At 37.5% G+C, this 25,795-nt stretch carries 27 protein-coding genes, 1 pseudogene and 2 riboswitches; of the genes and pseudogenes, 20 read left to right on the top strand and 8 right to left on the bottom strand.

Translation table 11 applies throughout. The annotated features are described in order from the left end of the window. Positions 1–245: 245 nt before the first annotated feature. Together QUG14_RS06605 and QUG14_RS06600 are read left to right on the top strand one after the other, a co-directional pair. Positions 246–1,016, top strand: coding sequence for a C40 family peptidase (locus QUG14_RS06605; protein WP_289339726.1), 771 nt, complete (start codon positions 246–248; stop codon positions 1,014–1,016). 130 nt (positions 1,017–1,146) lie between these two features. Beyond that, a complete protein-coding gene (locus QUG14_RS06600) occupies positions 1,147–1,776 on the top strand; it encodes a TVP38/TMEM64 family protein (RefSeq protein ID WP_289339725.1) in 630 nt (209 codons plus the stop codon). Here QUG14_RS06600 and QUG14_RS06595 read toward each other — a convergent pair. Next, positions 1,773–2,120, bottom strand: coding sequence for a hypothetical protein (locus QUG14_RS06595; RefSeq protein WP_289339724.1), 348 nt, complete (start codon positions 2,118–2,120; stop codon positions 1,773–1,775). The two genes, QUG14_RS06600 and QUG14_RS06595, sit on opposite strands and share 4 nt — an antisense overlap. A 117-nt stretch (positions 2,121–2,237) precedes the next feature. Between QUG14_RS06595 and QUG14_RS06590 the strand changes: the two genes are divergently transcribed. From QUG14_RS06590 to trhA, 3 genes are all read left to right on the top strand, one after another. Then, positions 2,238–2,681 carry a GNAT family N-acetyltransferase gene (locus QUG14_RS06590; RefSeq protein WP_289339723.1) on the top strand — a complete coding sequence of 148 codons (444 nt, stop codon included), beginning with the start codon at positions 2,238–2,240 and terminating at the stop codon, positions 2,679–2,681. A 67-nt stretch (positions 2,682–2,748) separates the two neighbouring features. Continuing rightward, positions 2,749–3,354 carry a LysE/ArgO family amino acid transporter gene (locus QUG14_RS06585; protein WP_289339722.1) on the top strand — a complete coding sequence of 202 codons (606 nt, stop codon included), beginning with the start codon at positions 2,749–2,751 and terminating at the stop codon, positions 3,352–3,354. 207 nt (positions 3,355–3,561) lie between these two features. Further along, a complete protein-coding gene (gene trhA / locus QUG14_RS06580; RefSeq protein ID WP_289339721.1) occupies positions 3,562–4,209 on the top strand; it encodes a PAQR family membrane homeostasis protein TrhA in 648 nt (215 codons plus the stop codon). 48 nt (positions 4,210–4,257) lie between these two features. On the opposite strand, the gene QUG14_RS06575 is transcribed toward trhA, so the two are convergent. Beyond that, positions 4,258–6,324 (bottom strand): peptidoglycan D,D-transpeptidase FtsI family protein, encoded by a 2,067-nt coding sequence (locus QUG14_RS06575; protein ID WP_289339720.1) that lies wholly within the window; start codon positions 6,322–6,324, stop codon positions 4,258–4,260. Positions 6,325–6,770: 446 nt separating this feature from the next. Here QUG14_RS06575 and QUG14_RS06570 point away from each other — a divergent pair, with 446 nt between their 5' ends. The 3 genes from QUG14_RS06570 to QUG14_RS06560 all read left to right on the top strand — a co-directional run bounded on the left by QUG14_RS06570 (position 6,771) and on the right by QUG14_RS06560 (position 9,451). After that, a complete protein-coding gene (locus QUG14_RS06570) occupies positions 6,771–7,559 on the top strand; it encodes a TerC family protein (RefSeq protein WP_289339719.1) in 789 nt (262 codons plus the stop codon). A gap of 163 nt (positions 7,560–7,722) precedes the next feature. Continuing rightward, the gene (locus tag QUG14_RS06565) at positions 7,723–9,045 is read left to right on the top strand and encodes a hemolysin family protein (RefSeq protein WP_289339718.1); all 1,323 of its coding nucleotides are present in this window, start codon (positions 7,723–7,725) and stop codon (positions 9,043–9,045) included. A gap of 142 nt (positions 9,046–9,187) precedes the next feature. Continuing rightward, the gene (locus QUG14_RS06560; RefSeq protein WP_289339717.1) at positions 9,188–9,451 is read left to right on the top strand and encodes a hypothetical protein; all 264 of its coding nucleotides are present in this window, start codon (positions 9,188–9,190) and stop codon (positions 9,449–9,451) included. 18 nt (positions 9,452–9,469) lie between these two features. Here the strand turns inward: QUG14_RS06560 and qoxD are convergent, their stop codons facing one another. Genes qoxD through qoxA form a run of 4 tightly spaced genes read right to left on the bottom strand, consistent with a single transcriptional unit; the run spans position 9,470 to position 13,255 of the window. Continuing rightward, on the bottom strand, positions 9,470–9,751 hold the full coding sequence (gene qoxD, locus QUG14_RS06555; protein ID WP_289339716.1) for a cytochrome aa3 quinol oxidase subunit IV: 282 nt from the start codon (positions 9,749–9,751) through the stop codon (positions 9,470–9,472). Position 9,752: 1 nt separating this feature from the next. Next, positions 9,753–10,349 (bottom strand): cytochrome aa3 quinol oxidase subunit III, encoded by a 597-nt coding sequence (gene qoxC / locus QUG14_RS06550; RefSeq protein WP_289339715.1) that lies wholly within the window; start codon positions 10,347–10,349, stop codon positions 9,753–9,755. 3 nt (positions 10,350–10,352) lie between these two features. Beyond that, the gene (gene qoxB / locus QUG14_RS06545; RefSeq protein WP_289339714.1) at positions 10,353–12,296 is read right to left on the bottom strand and encodes a cytochrome aa3 quinol oxidase subunit I; all 1,944 of its coding nucleotides are present in this window, start codon (positions 12,294–12,296) and stop codon (positions 10,353–10,355) included. Between the two features lie 41 nt (positions 12,297–12,337). Then, positions 12,338–13,255 (bottom strand): cytochrome aa3 quinol oxidase subunit II, encoded by a 918-nt coding sequence (qoxA, locus tag QUG14_RS06540; RefSeq protein ID WP_289339713.1) that lies wholly within the window; start codon positions 13,253–13,255, stop codon positions 12,338–12,340. Between the two features lie 311 nt (positions 13,256–13,566). On the opposite strand from qoxA, the gene QUG14_RS06535 reads away from it, so the two are divergent. From QUG14_RS06535 to QUG14_RS06520, 4 genes are all read left to right on the top strand, one after another. Then, a complete protein-coding gene (locus QUG14_RS06535) occupies positions 13,567–13,872 on the top strand; it encodes an iron-sulfur cluster assembly accessory protein (RefSeq protein WP_289339712.1) in 306 nt (101 codons plus the stop codon). 113 nt (positions 13,873–13,985) lie between these two features. Beyond that, positions 13,986–15,701 carry an ABC transporter ATP-binding protein gene (locus QUG14_RS06530; RefSeq protein ID WP_289339711.1) on the top strand — a complete coding sequence of 572 codons (1,716 nt, stop codon included), beginning with the start codon at positions 13,986–13,988 and terminating at the stop codon, positions 15,699–15,701. Positions 15,702–15,807: 106 nt separating this feature from the next. Continuing rightward, positions 15,808–16,557, top strand: coding sequence for a Cof-type HAD-IIB family hydrolase (locus QUG14_RS06525; RefSeq protein ID WP_289339710.1), 750 nt, complete (start codon positions 15,808–15,810; stop codon positions 16,555–16,557). 193 nt (positions 16,558–16,750) lie between these two features. Next, entirely contained in the window at positions 16,751–16,951 is a 201-nt protein-coding gene (locus tag QUG14_RS06520) for a cold-shock protein (RefSeq protein ID WP_045515670.1), read from the top strand. A gap of 45 nt (positions 16,952–16,996) precedes the next feature. On the opposite strand, the gene QUG14_RS06515 is transcribed toward QUG14_RS06520, so the two are convergent. Together QUG14_RS06515 and QUG14_RS06510 are read right to left on the bottom strand one after the other, a co-directional pair. Then, complete coding sequence (locus tag QUG14_RS06515) at positions 16,997–17,197, bottom strand: YwbE family protein (protein WP_289339709.1); 201 nt, start codon at positions 17,195–17,197, stop codon at positions 16,997–16,999. Further along, positions 17,197–17,400 (bottom strand): hypothetical protein, encoded by a 204-nt coding sequence (locus QUG14_RS06510; RefSeq protein WP_289339708.1) that lies wholly within the window; start codon positions 17,398–17,400, stop codon positions 17,197–17,199. Before QUG14_RS06510 ends, QUG14_RS06515 begins: the two co-directional genes overlap by 1 nt. A gap of 216 nt (positions 17,401–17,616) precedes the next feature. On the opposite strand from QUG14_RS06510, the gene katA reads away from it, so the two are divergent. The 8 genes and pseudogenes from katA to ribH all read left to right on the top strand — a co-directional run bounded on the left by katA (position 17,617) and on the right by ribH (position 25,441). Beyond that, positions 17,617–19,077: a catalase KatA gene (katA, locus tag QUG14_RS06505; protein ID WP_289339707.1), complete on the top strand. Its 1,461-nt coding sequence runs from the start codon at positions 17,617–17,619 to the stop codon at positions 19,075–19,077. 142 nt (positions 19,078–19,219) lie between these two features. Then, positions 19,220–19,954: pseudogene (locus tag QUG14_RS06500) on the top strand (serine hydrolase); the annotation flags it as partial. 90 nt (positions 19,955–20,044) lie between these two features. Then, the gene (locus QUG14_RS06495) at positions 20,045–21,271 is read left to right on the top strand and encodes a CapA family protein (protein ID WP_289344084.1); all 1,227 of its coding nucleotides are present in this window, start codon (positions 20,045–20,047) and stop codon (positions 21,269–21,271) included. A 6-nt stretch (positions 21,272–21,277) separates the two neighbouring features. After that, complete coding sequence (locus QUG14_RS06490; protein ID WP_289339706.1) at positions 21,278–22,126, top strand: oxidoreductase; 849 nt, start codon at positions 21,278–21,280, stop codon at positions 22,124–22,126. Positions 22,127–22,233: 107 nt separating this feature from the next. Beyond that, on the top strand, positions 22,234–22,692 hold the full coding sequence (locus QUG14_RS06485) for a GyrI-like domain-containing protein (protein ID WP_289339705.1): 459 nt from the start codon (positions 22,234–22,236) through the stop codon (positions 22,690–22,692). A 90-nt stretch (positions 22,693–22,782) separates the two neighbouring features. Next, positions 22,783–22,929, top strand: a riboswitch (FMN riboswitch). A 177-nt stretch (positions 22,930–23,106) separates the two neighbouring features. Then, on the top strand, positions 23,107–23,766 hold the full coding sequence (gene ribE / locus QUG14_RS06480) for a riboflavin synthase (RefSeq protein WP_289339704.1): 660 nt from the start codon (positions 23,107–23,109) through the stop codon (positions 23,764–23,766). A gap of 37 nt (positions 23,767–23,803) precedes the next feature. Further along, entirely contained in the window at positions 23,804–24,937 is a 1,134-nt protein-coding gene (gene ribB / locus QUG14_RS06475) for a 3,4-dihydroxy-2-butanone-4-phosphate synthase (RefSeq protein WP_289339703.1), read from the top strand. Positions 24,938–24,970: 33 nt separating this feature from the next. Further along, the gene (gene ribH / locus QUG14_RS06470; RefSeq protein ID WP_289339702.1) at positions 24,971–25,441 is read left to right on the top strand and encodes a 6,7-dimethyl-8-ribityllumazine synthase; all 471 of its coding nucleotides are present in this window, start codon (positions 24,971–24,973) and stop codon (positions 25,439–25,441) included. Positions 25,442–25,511: 70 nt separating this feature from the next. Further along, a riboswitch (cobalamin riboswitch) is annotated at positions 25,512–25,705 on the top strand. Positions 25,706–25,795 lie beyond the last annotated feature (90 nt).

Here is a 25,795-nt window from a genome sequence, read left to right as displayed (position 1 = left end):
GTTACAAATTTTCTACATTCTTTTTTCAAAAACTACCAATTTACTACTATTTGTTTTAGTTAATAGATAAGGTGAACGGAAATCCCTTGGTGTATAAGGGGTGAAAGCATTTCTAGAGTTTGTTACTAGAGGGCTTTCATTTCCACACTAGGGAAATTCTCCCTGATTATCCATATGTTTTGGATATAAACAGATAGGTTCTCTCCTTTATGATGAATATATCAAGTAATTGAAGGAGTGCAACTATGAAAAAACATTTACTGTCAGTCGCGGCAGCTGCCGGCATTTTGTTTACCTCTTTTGGTGGAACTGTAAGTGCACATGAAAATGTCTATACTGTTAAATCAGGGGACACGCTTTGGAGAATCTCGCAAAATAATAATATTTCAGTTGCAAATTTAAAAGCTTGGAATAATCTGACTACCGATAGCATTTATGTAAATCAAAATCTATCATTATTAGCACCTCACACGCATGAAACTGGTCTCACCTACACCGTACAAAAAGGGGATACCTTGTGGGGAATAGCGACACGCCACCAACTAACAGTTTCACAACTTAAATCGCTTAATAACATGACTACAGATACAATCTATGTTGGACAAGTCTTAAAAGTAACGAATACAACAGTGACTCCTACACCGATTTCTACTGTTTCAAAAGCACAATTGGTGATAACCGAAGCAAAAAAATATATTGGCACCCCTTACTTATGGGGCGGAAATACTCCAGCGGGTTTTGATTGCAGTGGTTTCTCAAAGTATGTTTTTGAAAAAGTTGGAATCTCTCTTCCTAGAACGGCTGCAACACAATTTTCAGGCTTAAAACCTGTAAGCAGCCCGAGCCCAGGTGATCTTGTTTTCTTTTCAACCTATGCACCAGGTCCTAGTCATTTAGGGATTTTTATTGGAGATAACAAATTCATCCATGCAGGTTCATCAACAGGTGTGACGATTACCGATATGAATAATCCTTATTGGAAACCTAGATATCTAGGTGCTAGAACAGCATTTTAATAGGAAGACAACAACCTTTATCAAACGATAAAGGTCTTTTTTTGTTCAAAAAATCTGATGATTTATGGTTTATGAATGTTTCAAATACCTTTATACTTAAAGGAACGTTAAATTAAGTTAGGAGAGTACGATGGTAAAAAGAATCCTTAGCATTTCCTTATTCATCATAGTCATTTCAATTGGCTTACTTCAAAAGGATGAATTATTAATCTTAATTAAGGCAGGCGGAATAATTTCCGTTCTCATAAGCATGTTGTTTGTTGCTATTTGTGTCTTTTTTCCTATTATACCTTTTCCTGTCCTAGCGGGATTAATCGGCGGTGTATATGGAACTTCGCAAGGAGTAATCGTCTCATTAACGGGAGCTATGGCTGGAACAATGGGTTTCTTCTATTTAAGCAGGTACGGTTTTCGGGATTATGCACAATCTAAGTTAATGAAATATCCGAAAATCCAGGAATACGACGAGTTTCTAAATCGAAATTCCTTTGTTGCAATCTTAACCTGTCGGCTGATTCCAATTATTCCAGCTCCTGTTGTTAACATCATTTGTGGTTTAAGTAAAGTGAATGGGCTGATTTTTTTTACCGCATCATCGTTAGGGAAGATACCCAACATATTGATTTTATCCATTGCTGGTGCATCTTTTAGCAGTAACAAGTTGTTTTCTTTTGGACTATATGGCGGCTATATCCTTATTCTTTTCCTGGTGAATTTTGTTATCATGTATCGGAAAATGACAAAGGAATCTGTTGACTAAACAATGAATTTAACAGGAAGATCTTTTTCTTCGATTGTAATAATTTCATTAAAAAAGCTTTTTAAAATGAACCAACGTGCTGGATAAGAATGGATAAAATCCTCCATAACAAGGGGAGAGTACTGGATAAAACAATCAAGATAGGGTCTATGCTTTTTTAAATCATGTAATAGGGCATGTGGAATGGTGTAATGCTCGTAAATTTGGTGCGGATTCAACTTTACCACTTGGATTTTATGTTCTTGGATATAAGGCAGGATGGTTTGTTCTTGAAGTTTAAAGCTTTCTTCCTTTGATAGCCCATTTATACTTATCCGATCATTGATGAGATAGATTCCCTTCATACCATGTCACCTCTTTCTATTAGTGTTTGGTATTGTTATTGACAGGGAAGGAAGGAAGTATACTTAAGTGGAAGGTAAAGTGTTAGTTTATTCCAAAATTTCGGAAGGTGATGGAACATGTCTAGTTGGGAAAAGGACGGTTTTACGCTTAGTACAAAAAAGCAATATCTCGATACCAATGTGATACACCATTTCTTGAGTGTTGATTCTTATTGGGCCAAAGGAATTTCAATGGGAAAAGTAAAGAAATCAATAGAGAAATCCTCCATTTGCTTTGGAATGTACGATGGCGATCCTGCAAAAGGGGAAGCGAAGCAAATAGGATTCGTTCGGGCAGTAACAGACTTTGTTCGGTTTGCGTGGATTATGGATGTATTTGTGCTTCCTGAATATAGAGGCCGGGGATTATCGAAATGGATGATGGAAACCATGATTGAACAGTCCGAACTTAAAGATGTTCGGAAAATGATGTTATGTACATACGACGCTCACGGTTTATACGAACAATATGGTTTTCAGGCAATCGATGACCCGGAGATTTTTATGGAGAGAAAAATATAGTTTTGTTTCAAAAAGGCTGTCTGCTATTTAGTAGACAGCCAGTATTATTATGTTTAGGGGAGAAAAGATGATAAGTGCTGCAATTCATGGATTTATTTTAGCCTTAGGGCTAATTTTACCTTTAGGTGTACAAAATGTTTTTGTATTTAATCAGGGAGCCTTACAGCCAAAATGGACAAACGCACTACCAGTGGTTTTAACAGCGGCACTTTGTGATACACTCTTAATTTCTTTGGCGGTATTAGGAATTTCGGCAATTGTGCTAGAAATCAGCTTTTTAAAAATAGCATTGAGTGTAATTGGAATTGCTTTTTTACTATATATGGGCTATGTAACATGGAAAAGTAAACCCAGTACAGAGGAAAATAGTGTTCAATTATTCACAGCACGCAAACAAATTGTCTTTGCTGCCTCAGTGTCATTGTTAAATCCACATGCGATTATGGATACGATTGGTGTAATCGGAACAAGTTCATTAGCGTATAAAGGAATCGAAAAGGCAACTTTTACTATTGTTTGTATTTTCGTTTCTTGGTCATGGTTCTTTGGATTATCCATTGTTGGTAGAGTGGTAGGGAAACTTGATCAAACAGGAAAATTCATTCACACATTAAACAAAATATCTGCTGTTATCATGTGGGGGACGGCGGTGTACCTAGTGTTTTCGTTATAAATGGAGGAGAAAATAATGAAAGATTTCCATTGCTGTGCCACCTGCAGACATTTTAAAGCTGAGAGAAAATCAGATCGAATGGTTTATTACTGCAGTCGTTTAGGGTATGAAACCAAAACCAATTATAAATTTAATTGCTGGAGTCCAAAAAAGAGCATAATAGATTTAATGGATAAAATAAAGAAGAGTTAAAAGGAGCTTTGAGAAATGGCAAATACACATGTATTTTCACGGAATGAGGAGGTTGCCAATTCGATAACACATGGAATTGGTGCCATGCTTAGTATTGCAGCTTTGGTCATTTTGATTGTTTTCTCCACTCTGTACGGAAATGCATGGCACGTTGTTAGCTTTACGATTTACGGAGTCTCTATGTTCATATTATATATGTCATCAACATTGGTACATAGTTTCCCCGAAGGAAAAGCAAAAGATATATTCGAAATCTTTGACCATTCCTCGATTTACTTTTTTATTGCCGGGACCTATACACCTTTCTTGTTAGTGGTGATTAGAGGTTCTTTAGGATGGTCACTGTTCGGGATTGTTTGGGGGCTCGCGATTGCCGGAACAGTTTTTAAGTGTTTTTTTGCAAAAAAATATCTATTTACTTCGACGGTTCTCTATGTGGTAATGGGCTGGATGATGGTTTTTGTATGGAACCCATTAGCAGCTAAGCTTCCTTCAGAAGGGATGACCTATTTAATGATTGGCGGTCTCCTCTATACATTTGGGGCAATTTTTTATGTCTGGCGCGGATTCCGCTATCACCATGCCATTTGGCATCTATTTGTAATAGCCGGAACAGTCCTTCACTTTTTCTGCGTCTTGTTTTATGTATTACCAATCAAATAGAAAACCAAAAAAGGCGTCTGGTTAGCATAGTCCAGACGCCTTTTGAATTTAATTTTTCTTCATTTCAAAGTAGGTATCCATGACTCTCCGTCCGATTCGGAAGTTTGCGCCGTTATCGGTTGTTCCTTGGTAGGCCCAAGGTACAATAACGGCCATTGCCACTTCAGGATTGGAGCTTGGTGCGTATGTGACCAAGCTTAAGTTCATCACAGGCGGTGGCTCTTTCCCAAACCGTGGGCGTTCTGGTCCATCGTAAAAGGCTTCAGCGGTACCTGTTTTCCCTGCAGGGGAGTAGGAGACACCTTGAAACCTTTTATACGCTGTTCCGCCGGGCTCTTGGAAAACTTTTTTAAAGCCTTGATGGACTCGGTCCATCCACCCGGGTTCGGCATCAATCGTATTAAGGACAGTAGGTTGAATCTCTTGAAATACTGGCCCAGGTTCGTCTGTATCGTCGATAGGCTCACGAATTTCTTTCACGATATGCGGTTTCATCCGTTTTCCGCCATTTGCGATGGTTGAAATATATTGTGCTAACTGCATCGGTGAATACGTATCATATTGGCCAATAACTAAGTCCATCAAATGTCCTGGGAGCCGGCTCGGACCCTTTAAACCGCTTGACTCATTAGGAAGATCAATTCCTGTTCTTGAACCAAGGCCAAAGCTTGCAAATGAATTCCGAATGATTTCAAATGTATTTGGGGCTAAACCTAAAGGCTTATCATATTGGTAATTGCCTTTTCCAATCCGAATCGCAGTATGGAACATATAAACGTTTGAAGATAATTTTAACGCATCGACATCATTCAACGTGCCTAAATAAGAATAGGACTTTTTAAGAGGGGTATCCGCGATTTTTATCCCAGTATCATTAATACGAGTTCCTGGTTTAATGACTCCTTGTTTAAAACCAGTCAAAATTGTAGCACCTTTCACTGCAGAACCTACATTATATGTTGTTGTAATAGTACCGAGTGCGTCATCCTGCATTTCTAATTGGCCGGTTTCAGAATTTTTGACGATTCTTTTTCCCGCCATTGTTAAGACAGCTCCACTTTTGGGATCCATTAAAACAACATAGGCTCGGTCTAAAAGAGAAGTATTTGGTGTTTGTTTCAATCCCCACAACTCTTCTTCAATTATCTTTTCGATAGCTATTTGCAAATCCATATCTACTGTTAGGACAAGGTCTTTGCCTCTTTTTCCATCAGAAACAACTTCTGTTTCAACAACATTTCCTTCCTTATCCGTGATGGTTTTAACCTTCGATTTGTATCCATGAAGGACATCCTCATATTGAAGCTCAAGCTGGCTTTTACCGACCCGGTCATTCCGGTTGTAACCTCGGGATAAGAAATAATCTAGTCGATCAGCAGGAAGACCTTCCTCGGTTTTTGTCACGTTCCCGAGTATTGACTTTAGCGTCTGATTAAATGCATATGATCTTTCCCAGTCTGTTGTGGTATCAACTCCAGGCATGGATTGCAAATTTTCACTGACAATTGCAAATTCTTCAGGTGTGACATCTTCATTTTTTACGATTTGCTGTGTGAATTTATAACCGCTTGAAAATTTAAGATAAATTGCCCACATTTCAAGATCTTCAGCACTTAATTGACTTAATTCTTCTGGGGTAATCCGTTCAATTTTTAACTTATATAAATCACTATCTTTTAATTTTTTTGCTTTAAATAACTCTGTTTCCTTTTTGGTAATTTTTGCTTCCGCTTTTTCGGGATTCTTCAGGATCCAAAGATCCTTTTTGTCCCTTTCAGTCATCTTATCTGTATTCTTAACAATTAATTTTGCTAATTTTTCTGCCGTATCCAGCATTTCTTTCTGGCTGGCTCCCATATTCGTGTATGTAATTGCACGTTTTGGCACATTATCAACAATTACTTTGAAATTGCTATCAAACATTTTTCCCCTTGGAACGGGGTTATGTATCGTAATATCTTCTTTTCGTTCTAATTCCCGTTTGAAATTCTCTCCATACACAATTTGAACAAATCCCAGGCGCAAGATAAGGATGGAAAATAACAAAAACACACTGAAAAATAGCAAATTGAGTCGGATTGGAAAATGTGATTTCTTCTTTTTCTTTTTTTCCAAATATTTCACATCCTTTAACTTTATGGTTAGTATGTCCTCATATAAGAATTGGTAATTATTTATTATTTTACGGTTTCATTTTAATAAATGTAAAGTATTTCCTCTTCGATTATAACCTATGTGTGAAAGTTCATATAGAAGGCTGTGAATTTTGTTATTGACGATTTGTAAATTTTATCATATAGTATTAGTAATAAAATATTTCCTTTTTAAAGGGGAGTAGCTGGACAATAAAGTCGTCATTCCGAGAAGGTAATTTCTCCGGCTTTATTGGCAACGTGATGTTGTTAGCAAGACCTTTACTGCACAAACGGTAAAGGTCTTTATGTGTTTTTTGTGGCCTTTACCGTGGGAAAAAGCGAAAATTCGCTTTTCTCGGTAAAGGCCTTTTTTATGCAGCAAAGGGATATTTTAGGAAAAATATATATTATTAGGAGGACCAATTAATGGACTTTTCTCTATTGCTGGAATACGGTTGGGTTTTATTGGTACTAATTGCCTTGGAAGGATTACTTGCAGCAGACAATGCCTTGGTACTTGCAATTATGGTAAAGCATTTACCTGAAGAAGAACGAAAGAAAGCATTATTTTACGGATTAGCTGGCGCATTTGTGTTTCGATTTGTTTCATTGTTTGTTATTTCCTTTCTTGTGGATGTTTGGCAGGTTCAAGCAATTGGAGCCTTATATTTGTTATTTATGGCGATTAATCATATCGTACGTAAAGTGGCTATTAAAGGAAAAGCGGAAAGTACTGCGGGAAAAAAGCCCGTTAAGAAAAGTGGATTTTGGTCAACGGTTTTTAAAGTTGAATTAGCGGATATTGCCTTTGCTGTTGATTCCATCTTAGCAGCTGTAGCACTCGCAGTTGTATTGCCAGAAACGCCATTACCTAATATCGGTGGTTTAGACGGCGGGAAATTCTTAGTTATCTTTGCAGGAGGAATCATTGGTCTGGTAATTATGCGTTTTGCAGCAAATCAATTTGTAAAGCTTCTAGAAAGAAGACCTGGATTAGAGATTGCTGCGTTCGGGATTGTGGGCTGGGTAGGCGTAAAGCTTGCCGTATACACACTATCACATCCGTCGCTAGCAGTATTAAGTGAAGAGTTTGCTCATTCTACAGAATGGAAAATTACCTTTTACGCTGTCTTAGTCGGAATTGCTGCAGCCGGTTGGTTCTTTTCAAAGGATCAAGTGGTGGAAAATACAAAGATCGAATCAAAAGTATCATAATTTACTCGCAATAAAGGAAAACTTAAAATAGGAAGATTTGGAGGGAGGCTGCATTCAATATAAATGCAGCTTCCTTTAGGTAAAAAAGGTTCATTGTGGGTATGAATATAAATATACATACATTTATGATGGAGGTGTAAGCCTTACACCAGTAAGGTCTATATTGACAATAATAAATCTCATTTTAATTGCATTATTAATTGCACTAACAGGTTTTTTCGTTGCAACCGAATTTGCAATCGTGAAGGTTAGGGGGTCAAGAATAGAACAGTTAATCGCAGAAGGCAAAAAAGGGGCAGAAGCAGCAAAACATGTGACAACCCATTTGGATGAATATTTATCAGCCTGCCAACTTGGAATAACGGTTACCGCTCTAGGTCTTGGATGGCTGGGAGAACCTACAGTTGAGAGCTTATTATTTCCATTATTCAAGAGGTTGGAGTTAAATGAGGCAATTTCACATATTTTATCATTTGGTTTGGCATTTGCTTCCGTTACGTTTTTACATGTTGTGATTGGAGAGTTGGCTCCTAAAACGGTGGCGATTCAAAGGGCTGAACAAATTACACTTGCGACATCAAAGCCATTGATATGGTTTTATAGAATCATGTATCCATTCATTTGGGTATTAAATAATTCTGCTCGTGTACTAGTTGGTTGGTTTGGGTTCAAAGCGGTATCTGAAAATGAATTAGGACTTTCCGAGGAAGAACTGCGTATTTTATTGTCAGAAAGCTATGAAAGTGGAGAAATTAACAAAAGCGAACTTGAGTACGTTAACAATATTTTTGAATTTGATGAAAGAATTGCAAAAGAAATTATGGTTCCAAGAACAGAAATGGTTACGTTGGATATGAATGATAGCATTGAAACCGTTAGGGAAGTTATCAAAAGAGAAAAATATACACGTTATCCTGTTGTCGAAGATGGCGATAAGGACAATATTATCGGACTCATTAATATTAAAGAAATATTAACGGAACAGATTACGAAAGAAGAAATCCTAAAAGATACCACATTAGAAAGAATGTTAAAACCAGTCATTCGCGTCATTGAATCGATACCTATTCATGACTTATTGGTAAAAATGCAAAAGGAACGGTCACATATGGCGATTCTGCTTGATGAATACGGAGGGACTTCTGGTTTGGTGACTGTTGAGGATATATTAGAGGAAATTGTCGGAGAAATCCGTGATGAGTATGACACAGATGAAGTGGCAGATATTCGTAAACTAGGAACAGATCATTATTGTTTTAATGCAAAAGTTTTGGTTAATGAAGTGAATGATTTGCTAGGTACTCATTTATCTGATGAAGAAATGGATACAATAGGCGGTTGGTTTCTAACTCGTAACTTTGATGCTAAAAAGGGAGACAAAATAGAAGAGGATGGTTTCATCTTCACCGTAAAGGAAATTCATGGACATCATATTTTATTTATTGAAGCCAAGAAGGTTTTTATTAGTAAAGAAAAAGAAACGTGAACGAGCAATTCCTTTTAATTGAGGAGTTGCTTTTTTATGAATTAAAAATGTCAAGAACAACGGAGTAATTTTATAAAAAAAGTTTGACAATTTTGTGAACACGGTTAATAATTAATATTATATAGAAAGGGGATACGTTGTTATGAAGAGTAGGGAGAAATTTCTAAATGTGATAACATATGTCGGTCTAACTGTTCTATCAATTGGAATAATGGCATTTATTGCAGGTCTAATTGTAACCGATTACAACATTTTGGTACCAATCGGAATTGGAACATCTGTTGGCGCGGTATTTATTTTTCTAATTGGTGTCTTTTTGGTTGTAACAGAAGAAATGTTAGAGAAATCATATATTGGAACCAAAGTTGTTCCAATTAAACCAAAAAAAGGAGCACCTTTATCATAAAGGTACTCCTTTCTTCATTTACATATCCCAAATCATCGCGAGTAAGGTTCCGAAAACCGTAACGAGGGCAATGATAAGTCCGTAAAATACATTTGTGTAGATAGCGCCTTTATCCTTCGTCTCACCAGCATGCATGAAAACAACTAATTGAAGTCCGGCTTGAATGAAAGCTGTAACAAGCAGAATGGTCATTCCTGCTGCAAAGGACAAATCAAGGAAATAAACAGCTAAAGCAATGGTTGTAAGGAGTAAAGAGAATACAAAACCAAGTACTTGTTTCATCGGGAATAATTGGCTCATATTACATCATTCCTTTCAAATAGATGAAGCTGAAAATGAAAATCCAAACAACATCTAGGAAATGCCAATAAAGCGAAAAGATAAATGCTTTATTGGTTGTTTGTGGAGTTAATCCACGTTTTTTGACCTGGAGAATAATGAACAATCCCCAGAAAAATCCAAGTGTAACGTGTGCTCCGTGTGTTCCAAGGGTTGTTAAAAGAGCTGCAGTAAAGGCACTAGTTTGTAAAGTTGCTCCTTCATGTACATACGTAACAAATTCAAAGATCTCCACTCCTAAGAAGGCAAGACCGAGAAGAAGTGTTGTAGAGAAGAATGCAATCATTGCTTTTTTATTGCCTATTCGCATTGCATGAATGCCCAACCCTACCGTAAAGCTGCTTGTTAATAGTAGAATGGTCTCAAAGAGAACAGGAGTGATTTGAAAAATTTCTGCCCCAGTTGGACCACTTCCAGTTCTATTTTCTAACGTAAAATAGGTTGCGAAAAGGGTAGCGAAAAGCATAATTTCTGCACCTAGGAAGATCCAAAATCCTAGGATTTTTAAACTGTTTTCTTCGGTACTATATTCTAATGGAAGCGAGTTATCTATTTTCATTTTTTAAGCACCTCGCAAATTTGTTTCTGTTTCTTCGATTTCTTTAACAGAGATATAACGTCCATGGTCTTGTTCAAATGACCTTAGAGCCATACAAACAAAAATTCCTATTGTTGTAAGGATTACAGGAATCCACAAGCTAAAAATAAAGGAGAATCCCCAAACAAAGAAGATACAACTCATGATGAATGGGATACCGCTATTATTTGGCATGTGAATTTTCTCGAATTCACCTTTAAATAATACATGTCCATTCTTCTTTGCGTCCCATAATGCTTCATTGGATCGTACATCTGGTAAAATCGCAAAATTATATTCTGGTACTGGAGTATGTGTAGACCACTCTAGCGTGCGGGCATCCCAAGGATCATTACTGATATCTCTTGTTTCATATCGAGTACTATAGTAGATGTTGTATACGATTAATACGAAGCTTATAGCCATTATCGCCGCTCCAACGAATGAAACCATGTTCATTGGACCGAATCCAGCAGATTCAGAGTATGTGTACATACGGCGTGCCTGACCATCTAAACCGGAAATATACATTGGCATGAACGCCAATATAAAGCCAATAGACATTAACCATGCGGTCCATTTACCAATTCTCTCATTCAACATAAAACCAAACATCTTTGGCCAGTAATAATGCAGCCCTGCAAGCATTGCATAGACAACACCAGGAATTATAACATTATGAAAATGTGCCACTAAGAACATCGTATTATGATATTGATAGTCAGCAGCAGACATCGCTAGCATGACTCCTGTTACTCCACCTAGTGTAAATAGCGGAATGAAAAGCATGCTATAAAGCATCGGAGTAGTAAAAACGATCTTTCCTTTTCTCAGCGTGAGCAGCCAGTTAAAGATCTTAACTCCTGTCGGAACAGCTATCGCCATGGTTGTAATTGAGAAGATACTATTTGTTAAAGCACCCTGACCCATGGTAAAGAAATGGTGCGCCCATACTAAGAACGATAGAAGTGAGATAATAACCATTGAGCCGACCATAGAAGTATATCCGTATAGGTTACGGCGTGCAAAGGTTGAAATAATCTCACTATAAATACCAAACGCTGGCAGGATTAAGATATAGACTTCAGGATGTCCCCAAACCCAGAAAATATTGGCCCAGAGCATATCCATACCGCCATTATCCATTGTAAAGAAATGGGTTCCAAATTGACGGTCCAAGGTTCCCATTGCTAGTAACACTGCTAAGACTGGGAATGCGAAAACGATGATGACATTCGCTATTAACGCAGACCATGTAAACATTGGCATTTTCATTAACGTCATTCCAGGTGCTCTCATTTTGAGAATAGTAGTAATGAAGTTAATTCCGGTCATTAATGTACCAATACCTGCAATTTGAATCGCAATCATATAATAATTGGTACCGACAGATTCACTAAATTCATTACCGGCAAGCGGAAAGTATGAGGTCCAGCCTGCGTCTGGTGAACCGCCTACAACGAATGAAATATTGAATAGCATCGCACCCATAAAGAATAACCAAAAACTTAGTGCGTTCAAACGTGGGAATGCTACGTCACGTGCTCCAATTTGTAATGGAACAACAAAGTTCATAAAGAACATAATGAATGGCATTGCCATAAACAGGATCATTACAATTCCATGTGTCGTAAAAATTTCATTATAATGTTGTGCGTCAAGTAAAGTGTTTTCTGGTACTGCAAGTTGAGCACGCATCATGATGGCGTCAACCCCACCTCGGAAAAGCATTAGAAGGGCTGAGAGCAGATACATGATACCAATTCGTTTGTGGTCAACCGTTGTTAACCATTCACGCCATAGGTAGCCCCATTTTTTAAAATAGGTTAAACCAGCAATTACTGCGATAATTGTGAGCCCGATGGCAGCCATTGAGGCATAAATCGCAACACTAGGATGTGGAACGGCAAATCGATCAAAGAAATCCATTTATTTATATCTCCTTTCAAGGGAAGATTACATTTTTATTATTAATGACTCATACCTTCATGTCCCGTATGGGAATCTGAGTGAGATTCTGTTTCAGTTGTTTCTGATGATTCTTCGCTATGATCATGTCCTGTTGGCGGAGGTGAAAATTCTAGGTGAGTCCCAGTGTATGTTTGCTGCCCGAGATGACCTGGTTCTAATAATTCCTCGAATTTTTTCTCTGTAATCGGTTTAGCTGTTTCTTTTACTTCTTTAACCCAGTCATCAAAATCCTCTTGAGACATGGCGGTAACATTGAATGTATTCTCAGCAAACCCTTTACCCGAGAAGTTTGCATTTCGTCCCATGAATTCTCCAGGGACATCGGCAGCTAAATGCAGGGTGGTAACCATGTCAGCCATTGCATACTTTTGTCCGCCTAGCTGAGGAATCCAGAAACTTGTTATAGGTCCATGTGAATAGAGTTTAAATTCAAGAGCCCTATCTGTTGGAATATACAGGTAATTGACTGTTTCAATTCCTTCTTCTGGATAACTGAAATGCCACTTCCAGTTAGAGGATGAAGCATAAACCACTAATGGCTTTGTATCTTCATATCCCTTCGGTTTTGCCTCAACAATATAGTTGCTTTGAACGGAAACGTAAGATAGAAATGCAACGATTATTACCGGAATACCTACCATAATGACCTCAACCCAAAGGTTCCCTTCAATATGAGGTGGTTCATAATCTGCTCTTTGTTTAGAAGCACGATATTTTACTAACATATAGATTAGTAGAGCGAAAACGACAATGACAATTACTGACATGATTCCGATAGATAATAGGATGTCACTTGCCTGTCTTTCTGCTTGTGGACCTTTTGGGTCCAAGACAAGTAATGGCTCACATCCAGACAATACGGTGATGATTGTAAAGAACACTGAAAATAAAGCCACTTTAAAACCTTTTTTGTTCATGTTTTTATAACTCCTCTCATTGATTATCATTGTGGTTGTTCGTGAATTCATTCACAAACTAAGGTAGAGGTTTCATCTAAAAAAATTACTACCTAATAATAATTACATAATTAGTGTCATTATCCCGTACCACAATATTAACAACAAAGGTGTGATGTTTATATACGTTTTTTGAAGAATTTGTGACAAATTTGTTAAGGTTTTTAATTCCAGAAAAATCAGCATTAAAGTCAGACGAATAAAATAATTGTCTATTTTTGTCTATTAATGGGATAATGTATATGAATACCAATGGAATAGGAGAGACGAACATGAAAGTCAAAATCAACCGTCATGCCGCGAAAGCATTGAAAAAAATGATGGAAGGGGAAGAAGCAGAAGGTAAATTGTTTCGAGTCTATGTTACCAATATGCATGGCGACCATGCCCATTATGATTTAATGCTAGATACTCCAACAGAGCATGATGAAGTAGTTAAAACAGATAAGGATATTGATTTTATTCTCGATAAACGAGATGAATTTTTAGATGGAGTATGGATACAAATGTTCCATGTTCCAAAAGAAGAATGGCTAATCACAAACCCATCTAAAGGTGGACATCATCACCATCATTAATTAAATATCGTGTAATACTACCATCTGAGTCTTTTCAGGTGGTTTTTTTGATGGTAATTTTCTAAATATTTTCATATAATTCAATTGTTACATAACTAAAAAGGAGAACAACTATGATTCGACGTTTCTTTTCTTATTACAAACCGCATAAAAAACTTTTCATTCTTGATTTTAGTAGTGCAGTGGTTGTTGCGGTGTTAGAATTAGCCTTTCCGCTGGCTGTATCATGGTTTATTGATGAGTTGCTGCCAGGAGGAGATTGGCAAACCATTGTGACTGTCAGTATGGCGCTGTTAACTGTTTATGTACTCAGCACCTTCTTGCAATTTGTTGTAAACTACTGGGGTCACAAGCTTGGTATTAATATCGAAACAGACATGAGACAAGAACTTTTTGAGCACGTACAAAAACAGTCCTTCCGCTTTTTTGACAATACCAAAACAGGACATATTATGAGTAGAATAACCAACGACTTATTTGACCTAGGCGAACTTGCGCACCATGGACCGGAAGACGTATTCATTGCAGTGATGACTTTTATCGGTGCTTTCTGGATTATGTTGACGATCAATGTGAAACTAGCACTTGTCGCTGTTTTGATTCTCCCTTTGTTAGCGGTACTCGTGGTTTTCTGTAATCTAAAAATGAATAAAGCATGGAGTCATATGTATACAAGCATTGCGGATGTCAATGCAAGGGTTGAGGATAGCGTATCAGGAAGCCGTGTAGTTCAATCTTTTACAAACGAAGACTTTGAGATTGCAAGATTTCGAAAAAATAATCAAAAATATCGAAATGCAAAACTTGTTGGATATCGTATAATGTCCTTCAGTTTATCAGGAATTTATATGATGACGAGATTAATTACCATTGTTGTCCTTGTTTATGGTGCGTGGCTTAGCTTTACAGGGCAACTTTCCTATGGGGAACTCGTCGGTTTTGTTCTTTATGTAAATGTTCTATTTAAACCGATTGATAAAATTAGTGCCATTATGGAATTGTATCCAAAAGGAATGGCTGGATTTAAACGCTTTATTGAAATCATCGACTCCGAACCAGAGATTAAGGATATGGATGATGCAGTAGAGGTTGCTTCCTTAAAAGGAAATATTTATTTTAATGATGTAGCCTTTAGCTATGACCAGCAAAAATTTGTCCTTGAAAAGATCAATTTGAATATAGGTGCTGGTGAAACAGTCGCCTTTGTTGGACCTTCAGGAGCAGGTAAAACGACAATTTGCTCATTGATACCAAGGTTCTATGAGGTGAGCAATGGCAGCATTACAATTGATGGAATCGATATCCGTAACATGACAAAAAAATCACTAAGGTCCCATATTGGTATTGTTCAGCAAGATGTATTTCTTTTTACGGGGACAATTAAAGAGAATATTGCATATGGAAAGCGAAATGCGACCGATGAGGAAATCATTGAAGCGGCAAAACGTGCGCACCTTGAGAAATTTATTCAATCACTACCAGAAGGCTACGAAACAGAAATAGGTGAACGCGGATTAAAACTTTCAGGCGGTCAAAAGCAAAGACTGGCGATTGCAAGGATGTTTTTGAAGAATCCTCCAATACTTATCCTGGATGAAGCAACATCTGCGCTCGATACCGAAACAGAGATGGTCATCCAAGAGGCACTAAATGAGTTGGCAAAAAACAGAACAACCTTGATTATAGCTCATAGACTTGCAACCATTCGGAATGCTGACCGTATTATTGTCGTAACGGAAGACGGAATTGCCGAGGAAGGCGGTCATGACGAATTAATTGAACAAGGCGGAATTTTTGCAAATCTTCATCGTGTTCAATACCAGCAATAAATTTTTTGGAAAATCTCTATGAAGTACGTGGGGATTTTTCTATTTTGAGGATAAATGAAATTGGTTATTCTAATAAAGAATGGGTTAAAAAAGGAGTGTTATACATATGCAGAATTTCAAAAGTGATAACGAGATTAAACTAATTGCACTTGATATGGATGGAACGCTGTTGAATGATCAACACGAAATATCAGAAGAAAACCGCCAGGCAATAAAAGAGGCACAGGAAAAAGGAGTTTATGTCGTACTTAGCACGGGCCGCTCGTTGAGGAAGTGTGAGTACCATGCAGATTCACTGGCATTAACCTCGTATTTAGTAACGGTAAACGGCAGTGAAATATGGGATGATAAAAGGGAATTAATCGAAAGGCATATAGTGAAGTCTGATTCCATCCAATGGATGTTGGAACTTACAAAGCAGCATAATGTTAGATTTTGGGCTATTAATACGAATCGGAACTGGTTTGATGAAATGCCAGAGGATATCCATGCAGAAGAATGGCTGAAATTTGGGTTTAACATTAAGGATGAACCTACAAGAGATAAAATTTTAAAAGAGCTGCAAGCTAGAGGAGAGTTTGAGCTAAGTAACTCGACCCCGACGAATATCGAAGTCAATCCTGCGGGGATTAATAAAGCAAGAGGACTGACATTAGTCTGTGAGCGTCTTGGGATTGAGATGAAAAATGTCATGGCCGTAGGTGATAGTCTAAATGATCTGGCAATGATTGAAGCAGCAGGTCTAGGCATTGCGATGGGAAATGCTCAAGAAACGGTAAAAAAGGCAGCAGCATGGGTTACTTCTACAAATAATGAAGACGGTGTTGCGAAAGCAATCCGAAAATGGGTTATATAGTAATATCATCTACGGACGCGTTAACATTATACAAAAGGAATATTTATTTTTTTATGAAATAATATTGAGTCAATTGAGAAATACTTTATATACAAGAGGAAATTGTTTAAAAATAATTTCTCTTGGTTATAATAATCGGGCAAGACTATATTGCAATTTCATGTAATTGTTACATGCTAGGAGGAGCTACAAAATGGAACATGGTAAAGTAAAATGGTTTAACGGTGAAAAAGGTTTTGGATTTATTGAGCGTGATGGTGGAGATGATGTATTCGTTCACTTCTCGGCTATTCAAGGCGAAGGGTACAAAACATTAGATGAAGGTCAAGAAGTAACGTTTGAAATCGAAAATGGACAACGTGGTCCCCAAGCGGTTAACGTTCGCAAGGCATAATTAACCTTCTAAAAATCAAAAACAGACTCAAATGAGTCTGTTTTTTTAGTTTGGTTTTAGTATTTCATGCACTCTGCCAATTTGCCCATCCGTTAATCTTACCTTTATTCCATGTGGATGGAAACTGGAATTCGTTAAGATATCTTTTACGACACCCCTTGTAAGTTTCCCTGTTCTTTGATCCTCTTTTAGGACTATAGTAACCTCAGTGCCGGCTGTGATGTCTTTTCTATTCTGTCCGTTCATTAAACACCCATTTTTCTACGAGTATTACTCACCTTTTTTGTCTGTTGGCTTTTCATTTTTTTTGTATTTTGGGGGCTATTTGGATTGTTACTTCCAGCTGCCGCTTTGTTTTTCTTATTAGCTAACTGCTGCTTCATTGCTTCCTGTAAACTCATTTTCTTTTTTGGTTCTTCGTTTTGGTTTGTTTGATTGTTTTCTGTCATAGGGAAATCCTCCTGAAAAAATATGTAGTGAGATACCTACAGTATAATCTATTTTTTCTTAAATTAACAATTTTATAAAAGAAATATACTTTAGAGGAAGGTGAATATGATTATAGTAAGTATTATTTTATAATTATTATAAATTAATATTGATTTTCATAAAGTTTATATTATAATTAGGGAAGTTAGTAATTAAATAGTTTATGAGGTGATTAAATGAATAATGAGAAAAATCATATAACAACAAGCTACGGAGCACCTGTAGGAGATAATCAAAATTCAATTACTGCGGGTTCACGTGGTCCGACATTAATCCAGGATGTCCATTTACTAGAGAAGTTAGCACATTTTAACCGTGAACGCGTGCCTGAGAGGGTTGTTCATGCCAAGGGTGCTGGAGCACATGGTTATTTTGAAGTGACCAATGATATGTCAAAATACACAAAAGCAAAACTGTTTAATGGTGTTAATAAGGGTACGCCTATGTTCATTCGATTCTCAACTGTAGCAGGGGAATTAGGTTCAGCTGATACTGTTCGTGACCCACGAGGCTTTGCCGTTAAGTTTTATACAGAAGAAGGGAATTATGATTTAGTAGGAAACAATACTCCTATTTTCTTTATTAGTGATGCGATCAAATTCCCTGACTTTATTCATACACAAAAAAGAGATCCGCGCACTCATTTGAAAAATCCAAATGCGGTTTGGGATTTCTGGTCATTATCACCCGAATCCTTACACCAAGTGACATACCTGATGGGTGATCGTGGAATTCCGGCAACACTTCGACACATGAATGGATATGGAAGTCATACCTTCAAATGGGTTAATGCAGAAGGCGAAGCCGTTTGGGTGAAGTATCACTTTAAAACAGAGCAAGGCGTAAAGAATATGGCCAATGAAGTAGCAGCTAAGCTAGCTGGTGAAAATCCAGATTATCATACTGAAGATTTATTTAATGCGATTGAAAAAGGCGACTTCCCTAAATGGAAACTATATGTCCAAATCATGCCTTTAGACGACGCAAATACTTATCGCTTTGATCCATTTGATGTAACCAAAGTATGGTCACACAAGGATTATCCATTAATTGAAGTGGGCCAAATGGTTTTAAATCGTAACCCTGAGAACTATTTTGCTGAAGTAGAACAGGCAACCTTCTCACCAGGTACATTGGTCCCAGGGATTGAGCCTTCTCCAGATAAAATGTTACAAGGACGTTTATTTGCGTATTCCGATGCACATCGCTATCGTGTAGGGGCAAATCATAATCTGCTTCCAATCAATCGTCCAAAAGTAGAAGTAAATAACTATCAACGTGATGGTCAAATGCGTTCTGACAATAATGGCGGACGGTCAGTTTACTATGAACCTAACAGCTTTGGGGGTCCAACGGAGGCACCTGTAGCGAAAACAACTGCTTTCCCAGTTTCAGGTGCAGCAGAAAGTTTGGCATATGATTATAATGATCATTACACACAAGCTGGTGACCTATACCGCTTAATGTCTGAGGAAGAGCGTTCACGTCTAATTGAAACTGTAGTAGGTGCAATGAAGCCAGTTGAAAGAGATGATATTAAACTTCGTCAAATCCAACACTTTTATAAAGCAGATGCAGAGTATGGTGAAAGAGTAGCGGAAGGTTTAGGTTTAGCCATCCCACAAGAAGTTAAATAGATTGAGAAATTTACAAAAGGCTGTTCAAATGGACAGCCTTTTTGGTATTCTCTGATAATTTATTGATATATCATAAATTTCGACACCTTTTTCAACTTCCCCATATTAAACTAATTGGTATTAATGAGGGGGGAGTGAGGCATTGAAAAATACCATTATTTTTCTAATAAGCTTCTTTATAGTTATTTCTCAAAGTTTTACTGTTCATGCTCAAGAACCTGCTGATCATCTAATAGAATTGCAGTTAGAGTTAGAAGAATACATAAACCCTTTTAAAGGGAAAATTACACTTCACTATCAAAATCTGATGACTGATGTTTCATATGCACTAAATAGTGGAAAGAGGGTACCTGCCGCAAGTACGATTAAGCTTCCATTGGCCCTCTATGTGATGAAGTTGGCAGATCAGGGTTACATCAATCTCAATGAAAAACTAACGTATAAAAGTCATCATTATTATGAATGAAGCGGCATTATTCAAAACGATAAAATAGGGACTAGCTATTCCATCGAGGACCTTATTGAAAAAGCAATGGTACATAGTGATAATATTGCTTTTATTATGTTAAAGGAACGAGTTGGTCAGAACAATTTTATCCAATTTATGAAAAGCCTAGGAGCACAGTTTACCTATCCTGGAGGACAAAATGTTACTTCAGCAGAGGATTTAATTCTCTATGCAAACGAAGTATATCGATTTTCGAATGAAAGTCGAAATGGTGCGAAACTAGTAAAGTACCTTGAAAATACAATCTATAATACTACTATTCCTCGAGGTATTCCTGATAAGAACATTGCCCATAAGGTCGGAATGATACCAAAAGATTTGATTTATAATGACGTTGCCATTGTTTATGATACAAAGCCTTTTGCGTTAGCAGTGACGACGATAGGAATAGCTTATGAAAAGTCACAGGAGGTGATTGCAGACATTGCTTCCATTGTAAATAAGCACCATGAAGAAATCATGAAGAAATACATAACAGTAGAAGTGACTGAGAGTAAATTTAAAAGTATTTACATAAATGAAAAATCGAGAAATTATGGCGGCTTATTAACGAGAGAATTTATTTCTAAATTTATTAAGCCCTGGAGCGTACCTATTGATAAGGAAAATGACTCGTTTTACCAAAGTTATATTGCCATTAAGGATTATCTCCAAGTAGATCCAATACAAATTAAAGAATCATGGGAAGCCGCTGCAAGAAAAACAGAAGCTGAACAGTTAAAGGAAACGATTCGGGTTACCTTTGCTGGTGATGCAATGATGGATTGGTCTGTAAAGGAGACAGTAAAACAAAAAGGGCCAGATTACCCATTCATGCACATTAAAGAGGAACTATCTTCTAGTGATTTGAGCGTTGTGAATCTGGAAACAGCGATTACCACAGCAGGAGTAAAGGTTTCCAAGGAATATAATTTCCGTTCGGATCCTATTTCTTTATCTGGTTTAAAAAATGCTGGATTTCAGCTTGTAAGTTTAGCCAATAACCATTCATTGGATTATGGTCAATCCGGTTTTACTGACACAATTGCCAACTTAAAAAAATACCAACTCGACTATATAGGTGGGGGAGTAAATAAACAAGAGGCATATGCGGCCAAGACCTATGACATTAAAGGAAGAAGGATAAAAGTCCTGGCTTTTTCAAGAGTTCTTCCTGATTTCAGTTGGGTGGCAACCGATACAAAACCTGGGTTAGCAAATGGCTATGATTTAAATTTAATCCAACATACGATTCAAAAAGAAAAGTCTGACGCAGATTTCCTATTTATCTATATTCACTGGGGTGTTGAAACAAAACGCTCGCCAGAAGTTTTTCAAAGGGAGTGGGCAAAAACAATGATTGATTCAGGAGCGGACGGGGTAATTGGCAGTCACCCTCATGTCCTTCAAGGATTTGAATATTATAATGGAAAACCTATTGCTTATTCACTGGGCAACTTCCTATTTCCAAATTATATAAAGGGGGATAAAGCTCAAACGGGTATCCTGCATCTGGATATCCAAAATAACAACATCGAAATGTCTTTTGTTCCGTTTAAGATTATTCAGGATCAAATTATTGTCCAAACTGAGCAAGAAAAAGCTGAAGTATGGAATGAACTTCAAGACTTATCTTTCGGCGAAGTTCAAATAAACAATGGCACTATTTCTGACTCGACGTCGGTTGCTGAAGTTGAAGGGAGATAAACATATATGAAAAACAACATAGCGATCGTAACCGGTACGTCAAGCGGTTTTGGTTTACTGATCACTGTAGAATTAGCTAAAAAGGGGTATACCGTTATTGCGGCCATGAGAAACATCAGCAGAAGTTCGGAACTATTGCAGGAAGCAAGGAAGTATGGAGTAGAATCCAAGATTATCGTTCATGAATTGGATGTTACGAATGAGCAGTCAATCCTTCTGTTTCAATTAAGAATACTCGATGATTTTGGGAGAGTAGACTTACTTATTAATAATGCTGGGTATGCAGGTGCGGGATTTGTTGAAGAAATATCAATGGAAGAGTATCGACAACAGTTTGAAACAAATGTTTTCGGAGTCATCGCCGTTACCAAAGCCTTCCTTCCAATGATGAGGAAACAAGGGCAGGGATGTATTATCAATATTAGCAGTATTAGTGGTAAAGTTGGGTTTCCCGGTCTATCGCCTTACATTGCTTCAAAGTATGCGGTCGAAGGATGGAGTGAGAGTCTGCGTTTAGAGATGCAGCCATTTGGTGTGAAGGTGGTCCTGGTCGAGCCAGGTTCATATAAAACAAACATTTGGTCTTCAGGTAAACAGGTTGCTGTTGAATCATTGCAATCTCATTCTGCATATCAACACTATATGAGTAGGATAGAAAATTATCTAGCAAGAGGAGAAAAAAACTTTGGAAATCCACAGGAAGTAGCAACAAAAATTGCTGGAATTGCAGGCATGGATAATCCCGAGATGAGATATCCAATTGGTCGTGGGGTGAGAACAACTATTTTAATTAAGAATCTCCTGCCATGGAAGTTTTGGGAAAAGCTTGTTAACCGGCAGCTATTTAGAAAATAAGTTCTTAACACTGTCATAAAGAATTCATGATGTTGTTAGTTATTAAAAGGAAATCAGAGGATAAATTGAGAATAATAGAATTAGGAATAGAACTGAGGAGGGCTACTATGAATATACAAGTGCTTGAAAAAGAAGAAATAAAGGTTGTTGGAATTTCGAGGAGTGGCACTTATGCTCAAATGAGCAAAATTCCAGATTTATTTGATGAGTTGAAAGAACGTTTAGGAGAGGTACCTAATCAAACCAATGATTCAGTATTGATAGCGCCATTTCATAGCAGGGAAACTGAATTTACCTGTTATATTGCGACTCCAGTCGAAAAGGTAGAAAATGTCCCAGATGGTATGGTCGGGTTTACCATTCCCCGCAAAAATTATGTTTGTTCTTCGCACAAAGGAAGTCTGGAAGAATTAGAAAATACATATAGGGAAATGTTAGTGTGGATGGAGGAGTATGGATATGATTTAGACGGCAATGCCTTAAGTCTAGAAGTACTAAAAGATAACGATAACAGTACGAACTTTGAACTCTATCTTCCGATAAAAAGCTATAAGATTACCTATTAAGAAGGCTGTGAGTAGAATAATTTTCCTTCTGCTCCTTTTTTTTCGCTATTATTTCGGGTATCATGTATACTGATATTAACATTTAATTTAATATTCCTTCGGGGTCAGGTGAAATTCCTAACCGGCGGTGATGGAGCGCAAGCTTCTTAGTCCGTGACCCGGTTAACTTAATGTTAAGCGGTGGATCTGGTGAAAATCCAGAGCCGACAGTTAAAGTCTGGATGGGAGAAGGAAAAAAAATTTCGGTTTAGCCAAGGGGAGAAGTCTACCCTTTTTTAAGCCCTATTTTCCTATTGCCTTTTCTAAGGACCCTGAAGTGTTTCATCTCTTCAGGGTCTTTTATATTTTTTTAAAGTGTTAGGTAAGAAAAATTTTTGCAGGATTTGCAAAAAATAGGGAAGGAGAACAAAAGCTATGTTTACCGGTATTATTGAAGAATTAGGAGTAGTAGCGAATATCCAGCAAAGTGGCGAATCATTTGTACTTACAATAGAAGCAAAAAAAATCTTAGAAGATGCCCATCTTGGAGACAGCATAGCTGTTAATGGTGTTTGTTTAACGGTCACTAGCTTCTCGAGTAAGCAGTTTACAGTAGATGTCATGCCTGAAACAGTAAAAGCTTCTAGTTTACGTTCTCTCAAACGTGGCGCCAAAGTGAATCTCGAAAGAGCCATGGCAGCCGGTGGCAGATTTGGCGGACACTTCGTTTCCGGTCATATTGATGGTACTGGATTAATAAAGAGTAAAAAACAAGTTGAAAATGCAATATATTATGAAATTGAAGCCTCACCGGAAATATTAAGGTATGTAATTGAAAGAGGATCAATAGCCGTAGACGGTACAAGCCTGACTGTTTTTGGTGTTACAGATGAAGTGTTTACATTATCACTCATCCCCCATACCTTGTCAGAAAGTATTATTGGACTTAAAGATTCAGGTGATATTGTCAATTTAGAATGCGATATGATTGGAAAGTATGTGGGGCATTTTTTAACTAGCAGTCAAAACAATGTTCACAGAAAGAATTCATCCACTATTAGCGCGAGCTTTTTAGAAGAGAATGGATTTGCTTAATTACATATCATCAGGTTTAAGAAAGGGGAGATAAGACGTGTTTGATACGATTGAAGAAGCATTACTTGATCTACAGAATGGGAAAGTTATTATTGTTTGTGATGACGAGGACAGAGAAAATGAAGGGGATTTTATTGCATTAGCTGAAAAAGCAACCCCAGAGGTAATCAATTTAATGGCCACGCATGGAAAAGGGTTAATTTGTATTCCAATCGAAGAGGAATTAGCGCAGAAGTTAGAACTTTTTCCCATGGTTGCAGTCAATACGGATGAACATGGTACGGCGTTTACAGTCAGTATTGACCATAAATTTACAACTACCGGGATTTCAGCGTTTGAACGTTCGGCAACGGTCTTAAGTTTGCTCGACCCGGAATCAAAGCCTTCTGATTTCAAGCGACCAGGTCACATTTTTCCATTAGTGGCCAAAAAAGGAGGAGTCTTGAGAAGAACAGGACACACGGAAGCAGCAGTTGATTTAGCACGACTTTGTGGAGCTAAGCCTGCTGGAGTCATTTGCGAAATCATGAATGAAGATGGATCAATGGCACGTGTTCCGCAATTGCGAAAAATTGCCGATGAACTTAACCTCAAGTTAATCACTATTAAGGACTTGATTGAATATCGCAATAAAAAGGACAAGTTGGTTAAACGTGAAGTAGAAACAAATTTTCCAACAGAATTTGGCGATTTTAAGGCTGTAGGATATTCGAATGTTATCGATGGAAAAGAACATCTTGCATTAATTAAAGGCGAAATAAACCCTGAGAATCCTATCCTTGTCCGTGTGCATTCTGAGTGTTTAACAGGCGATGTTTTCGGTTCATATCACTGTGAATGCCGCCCACAACTGCATGCTGCCTTAAGTCAAATAGAAAGAGCAGGAAATGGAGTCCTCCTTTACATGCGTCAGGAAGGCAGTGGTTTATTAAATAAATTGCGTTCATACCAGTCAAAAGAGGATGGGCAAGAGATAAATGAAAACAATGGCAGTGGACAAGAATTACGTGAATTTGGCATAGGTGCTCAGATCCTAGGGGATTTAGGCATAAGTAAAATGAAGTTGTTAACCAATAATCCACGAAAAATAAAAGGACTAAAAGGATATGACCTTGAAGTCATCGAAACGGTCCCATTGCAAATGGAAATAATTGAGGACAAAGTAAAATAAAAACTTTACACTAAAATATTTGGAGGTATTAACATGAATAATATTTATGAAGGTAATTTAGTAGGCTCTGGTTTAAAAATTGGAATCGTTGTAGGACGTTTTAATGAATTTATTACAAGCAAATTGCTAAGCGGTGCCCAAGATGCCCTAAAAAGGCATGGTGTTAGTGAATCAGATGTAGACATCGCCTGGGTACCAGGTGCATTCGAAATTCCGTTAATCGCACAAAAAATGGCGAATAGCAAAAAATATGATGCTGTAATTACATTAGGTACCGTGATTCGCGGATCCACTCCACACTTTGACTATGTGTGTAATGAAGTCGCTAAAGGTGTTTCAAGAATCAATCTAGATAGCGGAATGCCTGTTATTTTTGGAGTCTTAACAACGGAATCAATTGAACAGGCAATTGAACGTGCAGGAACAAAGGCTGGAAATAAAGGTTGGGATGTAGCAACCGGAGCGATTGAGATGGCTAATTTAATCCGAAATATGGAAAAATAAAATGCTTTTTGATGAAATATGAGGAAAATGATACATTTTGAATTTTTATCTTATATAATAGGACTATCATAAAAAATATTTAAGAATAGGTGCTTAAAAACTCATTCAAAAGTTTTTAACTTAAAAGGGAAGTTGGTTAAATGCCAACGCGGTCCCGCCACTGTAAATGGGAGCAAACCTGCAAAATGTCACTGTCAATTTGATGGGAAGACGCAGGGAGCAATGACCATGAGCCAGGAAACCTGCCTAATTCTTTTGCCCCAAAAGAACCTACGAGGATAGGGAGGTGTGGACGACTAGAATCATTTCTATAATGGAATCTAATCTAACCAACATCTCTTACGTTTAGTAGGA

The sequence above is a fragment of the Neobacillus sp. CF12 genome (genome assembly GCF_030348765.1).
Lineage (GTDB): Bacteria > Bacillota > Bacilli > Bacillales > Cytobacillaceae > Neobacillus.
The sequence above is the reverse complement of the archived record's forward strand: the minus strand, read 5'-3'. Positions and strand labels throughout refer to the sequence as shown.